Below are 7633 nucleotides of genomic sequence, written 5' to 3'. Positions count from 1 at the left end.
TAATTGAGGGAATGAATACCAAAATAAAGCTTATTAAAAGAATAAGTTATGGATTTACCAATTTTGAACATCTTCGACTTAAGCTGTTTGCTTGCTTTAATTCATAACAAAAATTAACACACGAAAACCAGAAGAGCCCAAAGTTTTCCTGTAATCCGGCCAGTTAATCAAAAAAAGGACAGCAAAAACGGTTTTGCTGTCCGAAATTAATCTATATTTCATTTATTAATTATGAATCATTTTAACACAAAATCGCTAACTTATCCATCTCCATGCCCTCACTGTGGCAAGAAAAACGAGAATAAATGGTGTTACGAGTACACTTCCGAGAGTGGTGTGCTGTATGGGGTGTGCAAGCGAGAGGCCGAACCAGCTGCCGGTTGGGAATCGACTGAATATTTTGATAAGGACGGAACGAGGAAATATCGAATGATTCAGGAAAGATTTACTAAGCAGGTTTGTCTGAAAGCATCAAGATCATGGACTTATTACGATATATCCGGTAAAAGATTAATTTTAGTCAAACGAACCGATGATGGCCACGGTAAAAAGTCCTTTTCTCAGTGGCATTACTCGGAATCGGGGGAGTTGGCTAGGGGAACTGGCCCGATCGATCGAGAAACCGTGCCAGTGTATGGGTACTCGGCAGTAAGAAAAGCTATTGAGCGGGGTGACACTATTTGGATTGTCGAGGGTGAGGCTTGCGTTGATGCCCTTAATCGACTTTTCCTTAAAAGTGGGCATATTGCCACTACTAATTTAAGGGGGGCGGGGAAGTGGTCGGGCTTCAATACGGAAAATTTGATCGGGGCCAAAAGGGTGATCATTTGTCCCGATCGAGATGTACCGGGGAAAAAGCACGGGGAAAAAGTAGCGGAGTTGCTCCGGCGGGCAAGTATTCCCTTTTCGTGGTGTTTTCCCGATTTTTCTAATTGGGAATGGATTGATCTTCCTGATTCAAAGGGTTTTGATGTGGCCGATTGGCTGAAACAAGGATCGAATAATCTTGATGGATTAATCGGATCGATTGTAGATAGTCCAATTTGGGGTAAGCCTATTAAGCCTGCGATTGATCTTGAGGAAAGAAAGCTGTCAAGAGGTTTTGATCTTGAGGATACAGACAATTCAGGTCCGTTGCTCAAGTTAAACGTTAGAAAGTTATATCAGTACGTTAGTTCGACTTTTGGGTCAAGATTGCGTTTTAATGAACTGACCAGAGAAGTTGAGTTGGATCGAGAAGAGTACAATCTCGACAATGCTTATTTAGAACTAGGAATTCATCACGGTATTAAAGCCGGTAAAGCCTTGGCCTTAGATGTGTTTATGTTGGTGGCTAAGGAAAATTCGTGGCATCCCGTCCGTTCTTATCTGGAGGCTGTAGCCAACAAGGTTCCTCCGATATCTTTGGACAATTTGGCCGAAAGATACCTCGGTACAAAGAATCCTCTATACAATATTTTTCTGAAAAAAACCTTGATCGCTGCTGTGGCTAGGATTTTCCAGCCGGGGTGTCAGGTGGACACGGCCTTAGTTCTACAAGGTAAGACCGGTGTTAGAAAAAGCAGCTTTTTTAAATATTTGACGGGTCGGGACTGGTTCAATGATGATTTTAAAGATGGGGATAACAAGGATGAGCTTTTAAAGCTTCATCGAAACTGGATCATCGAATGGTCTGAGATTGACTCGGTCTTAAACAAGAAAAAGTCAGGAGACCTAAAAGCTTTCATAACTTGTACAGCCGACTGTTTCCGGGAACCGTACGGGCGGAAAACGGCTAATCATCCACGGCAGCAGATTCTCGTGGGAACGACTAACGAGGGTGAGTTTTTATCTGATCCGACGGGGAACCGGAGATATTGGGTTATTCCCGTGGGGGTTGAGAGGATTGACACTGATCTTTTGATTCAAGAGCGCAATGCTATCTGGTCAGGGGCGGTAGCAGCTTATGCGGCGGGTGAAAAATGGTACTTAACCGATGAAGAGGAGCAACTAGCCAAAGAGAATAACGAGCATTTTCTAGAAGCAGATACATGGGAAGAGGTTATACTAGAGTGGCTCTCTGAGGGAGAAAAAACTCAGGTAACAATTCGGGCGATCCTATCAGAAGCCTTAAATATTGATATTTCGATGCAAGACAAGCGGGTACAAGGCCGGGTTGCTCGGTGTCTGACTAAGAACGGATGGGAACGCAAAATCGTTGGGAAAGCGCGTCAGCGAGTCTGGGTAAAATCTTTAAGCAGTACAGATGAACAGGTGATCGTTCCCATAAAAGAATTAACCGATCACCCCACGATCACCCTAGTGGATCACCCTCAAAACGGTCATGGTGAGCGGGTTTCAGGCTTGGGCGATCCACCTGATCCTCTGAATTCGGGAAATTTAGAAAAAAATATTTCTGATAATTTTCCCTCTCCACAGCAAAAAGAACCACCAAAAAGCGATCGTCTAGAGATTGGCGATCAGGTTAAATACAAAGAGATACTTTTCGACGAGTTAAGACAGAGCGAAGTGATAGGCATTAGGGAGGGAACTGTCACCGCTACGGGAGAGACATGGACTCTTTACCAATTAGCCGACGGGTCCACTTATTCCGGCGAAAGTTTAAGGTTCATCGGGAAAAAGCCTAAATGGTACGAGAGTAATGGCAATGGGCATAAAGTCAGGCGGGAATGATCGTCGCTACACCACCCTGATCCACGACGACACGACTATTGGCGTGGATCAGGACTCCATTAGGGGGAAAGAGCAGGTTGGTCTCGTGGACTAAAACACTGCGATAGGGTGTTTTGGCCTCGATACTCGAAACCGAAAAATATTCGCCAGTAGCGACTACGCCAAAACGCCGTAAAAATATAGGCTTGGCTTGATAATGGACGATCACAAAATTGTCAATTAACCCGCTGGCTTTAATAACTGGATTAAAATCTAAAGTTATTTTGCTTCCTAAAATCAAGTGTCCTAAATCATTCTGCCATTGAGAAACAAAAGTGTTAGGAGTTTTTCCGTTAGTGATTATTTGTGACGGCATTATTTCACTTGTGGATAAATTTAATAATTGAATATTAGGCTTTCAAACGAGTGCGTTAAGATTTTCTAGTTAATTTGTAGTTTATTCATCTTCATTTTCCTTTTGAGTTGACGACCATTGGGACAAGCCTCCTCCAACTAAAGCACTGGGCAAACTAATAGCAATAACTAACTTTTCCTCTGATAACACCAGACTTAATAAAATTCCACTCAATAGACCAGAAAAAATAAAGATTAAGGCAATTTTATTTTTTTTAGACATTCTTGGCATAACAAAGGAAAAACAAAAGATAACAAAATAATAATCATGTTAATTGATTAGTCTGTGACTAAGGGAGGACGATTTTTAAACGGGTGATTGGCTGGCAAAAGATCTTGCATATTCCACTCGTGCATTAAATATCCCCTCGATTTTTGTAAATTGTTCATTGATAAAGCAGTGGAAAAAACCAAAATTTCCCTAACTTCTATATTGCTGGCGAAGTTATTTATATCGGTAATCCACGAGCCAACAGAAAACCCGTTACCTGTTAGGTTTAGCACCCCCCCATTATTAGGGGTATAACCATTATTTATTCCATCTCTCCCCAAAAATACATGGCTTCCCCCCGACAAGGCTGTATTCCACATCTCAAAAAGATGAAACTTTCCCCCAATATCAGTAGAATAATTTGATGTTAAAATGTCGCGTAAAACTCCAGCCATTCCTAAAGTTGTCGCGTTGTTTGCTCTGTAAAGGCTTCTTGCTCCTCCCGAAATACTTCCACCCAAAATAATCGGTAAGTCATCTCTTTCCCCACTAACAAATCGAAGAACTGCCAAAATCGTGACATTAGCCAACCCTGCTGTTCCGGTAGTCGCATTCCTTAAGATATCGTCAACGCCATCAAATCTTAACAATGGCAAACCATCATTTGCTGATGAAACCCACAACGGTCTGTTAGTTGCGGCAGGAGCGGAAATATGCCGATCATAGCCACTTCTCTCGCGCCATTCCTGTGCGTTCGATCCGTTTAGAATTATGCTACTGGCATCCTTGACGGTAAACCAAAAAGCTAAGGATGGACCAATATCACGAGGGGAAAAAGCACGAGCCACAGGATTGCTAATAAAAATTTTAGTCATTATCCTATTGCTAAAGAAAGTTTGATAATTCCTTTTAGAAGTAACTCTTTGATTAAAGAATCGTCGGCTAATTGAGAAGCCACAGCATTGTGGATCTCATTTTCACCGGGAGGGATTAATTTACCTTCGGGAGATAGCTGTAAATTAATTTTAGGATTGCTTCCTATCACGGCTTCTCTCATCGCCAGTTCAGTAATTCGATAGGGAATCACTTGGTCAAACCGTAATAAATCAGCCAGTTTAGCCTTGGCTGTAGCCAAGAAAATGGAATCAGGAGAATTAAGATTAGGCTGGATTTCTGCCAAGAAATAAGCAGAAGTATTAATTGCTTGAATAAATTCTTGACAAACACTCTGCAAAGCCAAGAGATAAAGCTCTTTTACTGTGGGGGTATCTTCTCCAGATACAAACTTTCTGATTAAATCTAAATTATTGGCGGTCATAAAGCCTCTGAAATATCTAAGCGAAAGGAAAAATATTTTGATTAGTAGTAATTACACTCGATTTAACGTCTATTACATTATTGTTTACCGTATTAACATTTGAATTAATTTGATTAGTTAAATTGAGATTACTGTTAACATTTACTTCAATCCCCCTCAGAATAGGCAACGTTACGTTCAATCCATTATCACATTCAAGATCGAGTTTTAGTATCTCATTCAGGATTTCTTGAGATTTGCCAATATTTTGAGTGTGATTATTGCTTGCTTGCAAGCTAATCGCACGACTTGTATTTTGAATCTCATTAATTATTCTTTGAATATCGCAAAACATGGATACACTGGTAGTAATAGAGCATTTATCGACTCTTAAATTAGCCGTGAGCACGCACGAAATAGGATTAAAAACTAAGGATAATCCGCAGCTAATCGGTTTGAGATCGGCAATATCACCTTTATCGCCTTTATCGCCTTTTTCACCTTTCGGTCCGCGGTTTCCATTATTTCCGTCCTTTCCATCCCTTCCATTTTTTCCGTTTTTTCCATCCCTTCCATTATTTCCGTTTTTCCCAGGCTCTCCTTTATCGCCTTTTTGTCCTTTATCGCCTTTTTCTCCTTTATCGCCTTTATTCCCTTTATCGCCTTTTTCTCCTTTATCGCCTTTATCGCCTTTATCGCCTTTATCGCCTTTATCGCCTTTATCGCCTTTATCGCCTTTTTGTCCGCGGCTTCCATCTTTCCCGGGCTTCCCATCCCTTCCCGGTTGGCCTGGATCGCCTTTCGGACCACTGAAAACACAATTAGCCATAATTAATCAAATATAAAATGTAAATTTCTAACAAAGTATATCCAATCCATGAATGTTTAACAGATTCATCTAAAACAATCAAGTAATTAATCATCAATAGAGGAATAAGATTAACTACAAATACAATCATAATTATTACAGCCCGGCTTGAATTTTACAATTTTTAGCACACAACCAACAGAATCGACACAAGCTATATTACCTCCTAATAATACCTTAATAGCAGTTCCTGGTGGACACTGCTCGCATTTTTCCTCGCATTTTTTGTCAAACCGAATTTTAGGCGGTGGACAACTAGGATTATCAGAACATTCTTTGAATATTTCCGTAGCAAATGGTAAAGGTGGGGCATCAAGCCAAACTATAGCACAATTTCCATTATACTCAGTTCTTAGATTCTGAAAAAAGCCAACATCAATTTTTCGGACTAATCGCTCATTTTCAGCTTTATAATAGCATCTTTCAGGGACTACTATCACCTCCGGGCAAACATCTCTAGTGATTGATAGGATTTCTTGATTGAAAACATTAAATACCTTAAAAGTACATTGATTATTAGGAGGGATTTCTTGATTATCGGATACTCGAACAACGCGATCAATTTTAATACTTCCCCATCGACAAGCGTGGCCTCTAGCTGAATCCCCAGTATTATGGAAAGAGGCCTCCAGATTCAGCGTAATCCAAGGCCAGGCACTGCATGATGTACCAGTCAATGCCGAAGGAATTATAGGCAGCCACGAGGGCATATATGTTTTATCACACGCAAAATCTTCATATTCCACAGATGGTCTGGAAGGTCCTATGAGATTTAGTGGCCTGGTTCCGTTTCTGTCCCACAGCAAGAATCTTCTGGATTTCAACGTTGCTAGTATTGTCGAAACGTTGACACGGGTGATACGCCCTGTCCATTCATCAGGAGTTTCGGAAATAATAGATTCCAATCGAAACCCTCCTTCCGCATAATTGGACCAAGTCGCTATTGGGCCGAGATTAGTGCCCCACCACCAAATCTGAGCACTAAAAACTACCAGATACGTATCTAAAGGTAAAGGATTCCAGCCTCCATCAATTTCTATTGAATATGTTTCCCCCGCTATTTCTTGCCAAATTTCTCCCGGATACCTGTAGCGAATTTTCTTAGGCTCCCAGATAGGAGTATTGGCATAAATGCAAATTGTTCCTTTTAAATCTCTCCCCGTAGGCGGTAACAAAGTAGGGGGGGAGAAGATAGGCGCGGTTTGTGTAGGAGGCAGCCGAATCGGCCCCGGCGGACGAAAGGGGAGGGGAGCCGGAGGCCGCAGGGGAGAAAGAGGCGGCTTTACAAGCGGGGGACTGTATGGCATTTCTAGAGATCAGTTGCGGGCGGGCGAACGGGAGAAGGGTCGGGCGTGTAGATCGTGGTGGTAATTTGATAACCCACTAGGTCAACACCAGATTCAAAGTTTCCATTATCAAGCCCTTTACCATTTATTTGAGTTATAAATCGGCGGCTTGCGGTGAGTTTTTGTTGTGTTGTGGGATTGATATCTGTCAAAGATCGATCGACGAGGGTATAATTGATAGCCGCGATCCAATCTTCCAAGGTATTAGGTGTGGAAGATCCCGATTGTAAAGCTGAGGAAATTTCGGACCAAGGCACAACCAGATAAGTTTCAGTGGGTACTAAATTGGTGATTGTACTACCGAGAAGGGATCGACTATTGGGAGAAAGAAAAGTGACAGGAACGCCCATAAATCTAAATAAATTTTTTTACAATACCAATTTTAGAGCATTTAGACCAGCCAAAATATACACTTGTAACACGAAAATTACAGGCTTTTTAGTTCAAATTTAGGTATAGAATAAAAAGGTCATCCCAAAACGCTTGTTTGGCCTTGGTTTTCAGATTTTGCTTTTTGGACTGAAAATCCTCGTGTCCGCGGTTCAAATCCGCGTCTTGGCATCGGAAAAACAATAAAATTAGCCCTGTATTTACTTCCTATTCTGCTAGGTTTTGTAAATGTAGCCTTTCTCGTCAAGATGAAGTGTAACCTAATTTGGTAAGCTGAAAGCTTTGATGTACTTAGTTTCTAACCTTCTTTTTAGGTAGGGTCTGCTGAATAAATCTAAAAACCTTGTTGGGTAAGACTTTTAGACTTTTTGTCAATCAAAAAGTACCAGGCATGGGAGTGATCAGGGGGAAAATTCAGGTACTTTTTCCCTGAAAATTAGGTAGTTGACCACCTG

The 7633-nt window shown here is 41.3% G+C and carries 9 protein-coding genes; 2 read left to right on the top strand and 7 right to left on the bottom strand.

The window, feature by feature from the left end; genetic code table 11:
- Nucleotides 1-107: transposase (locus IM322_RS17770; RefSeq protein WP_287672076.1), on the top strand; the 107-nt coding region annotated here is incomplete at its 5' end.
- Between the two features lie 124 nt (nt 108-231).
- Entirely contained in the window at nt 232-2673 is a 2442-nt protein-coding gene (locus tag IM322_RS17765; protein ID WP_287677119.1) for a virulence-associated E family protein, read from the top strand.
- On the opposite strand, the gene IM322_RS17760 is transcribed toward IM322_RS17765, so the two are convergent.
- From IM322_RS17760 to IM322_RS17730, 7 genes are all read right to left on the bottom strand, one after another.
- Nucleotides 2660-3028, bottom strand: a complete 369-nt coding sequence (locus IM322_RS17760; protein WP_287677117.1) for a hypothetical protein — start codon at nt 3026-3028, stop codon at nt 2660-2662. The two genes, IM322_RS17765 and IM322_RS17760, sit on opposite strands and share 14 nt — an antisense overlap.
- An 81-nt stretch (nt 3029-3109) precedes the next feature.
- Nucleotides 3110-3289, bottom strand: a complete 180-nt coding sequence (locus tag IM322_RS17755; RefSeq protein ID WP_287677115.1) for a hypothetical protein — start codon at nt 3287-3289, stop codon at nt 3110-3112.
- Between the two features lie 56 nt (nt 3290-3345).
- Nucleotides 3346-4152, bottom strand: coding sequence for a hypothetical protein (locus IM322_RS17750; protein ID WP_287677113.1), 807 nt, complete (start codon nt 4150-4152; stop codon nt 3346-3348).
- Entirely contained in the window at nt 4152-4595 is a 444-nt protein-coding gene (locus IM322_RS17745) for a hypothetical protein (protein ID WP_287677111.1), read from the bottom strand. The genes IM322_RS17750 and IM322_RS17745 overlap by 1 nt, the downstream gene beginning before the upstream one ends.
- Nucleotides 4596-4611: 16 nt before the next feature.
- Complete coding sequence (locus tag IM322_RS17740; RefSeq protein ID WP_287677109.1) at nt 4612-5403, bottom strand: collagen-like domain-containing protein; 792 nt, start codon at nt 5401-5403, stop codon at nt 4612-4614.
- 110 nt (nt 5404-5513) lie between these two features.
- Complete coding sequence (locus IM322_RS17735; RefSeq protein WP_287677107.1) at nt 5514-6617, bottom strand: hypothetical protein; 1104 nt, start codon at nt 6615-6617, stop codon at nt 5514-5516.
- Nucleotides 6618-6751: 134 nt separating this feature from the next.
- A complete protein-coding gene (locus IM322_RS17730; RefSeq protein WP_287677105.1) occupies nt 6752-7138 on the bottom strand; it encodes a hypothetical protein in 387 nt (128 codons plus the stop codon).
- Between the last annotated feature and the right edge of the window lie 495 nt (nt 7139-7633).

It is taken from the genome of Microcystis sp. M109S1 (assembly GCF_020247025.1).
Lineage (GTDB): Bacteria > Cyanobacteriota > Cyanobacteriia > Cyanobacteriales > Microcystaceae > Microcystis.
The sequence above is the reverse complement of the archived record's forward strand: the minus strand, read 5'-3'. Positions and strand labels throughout refer to the sequence as shown.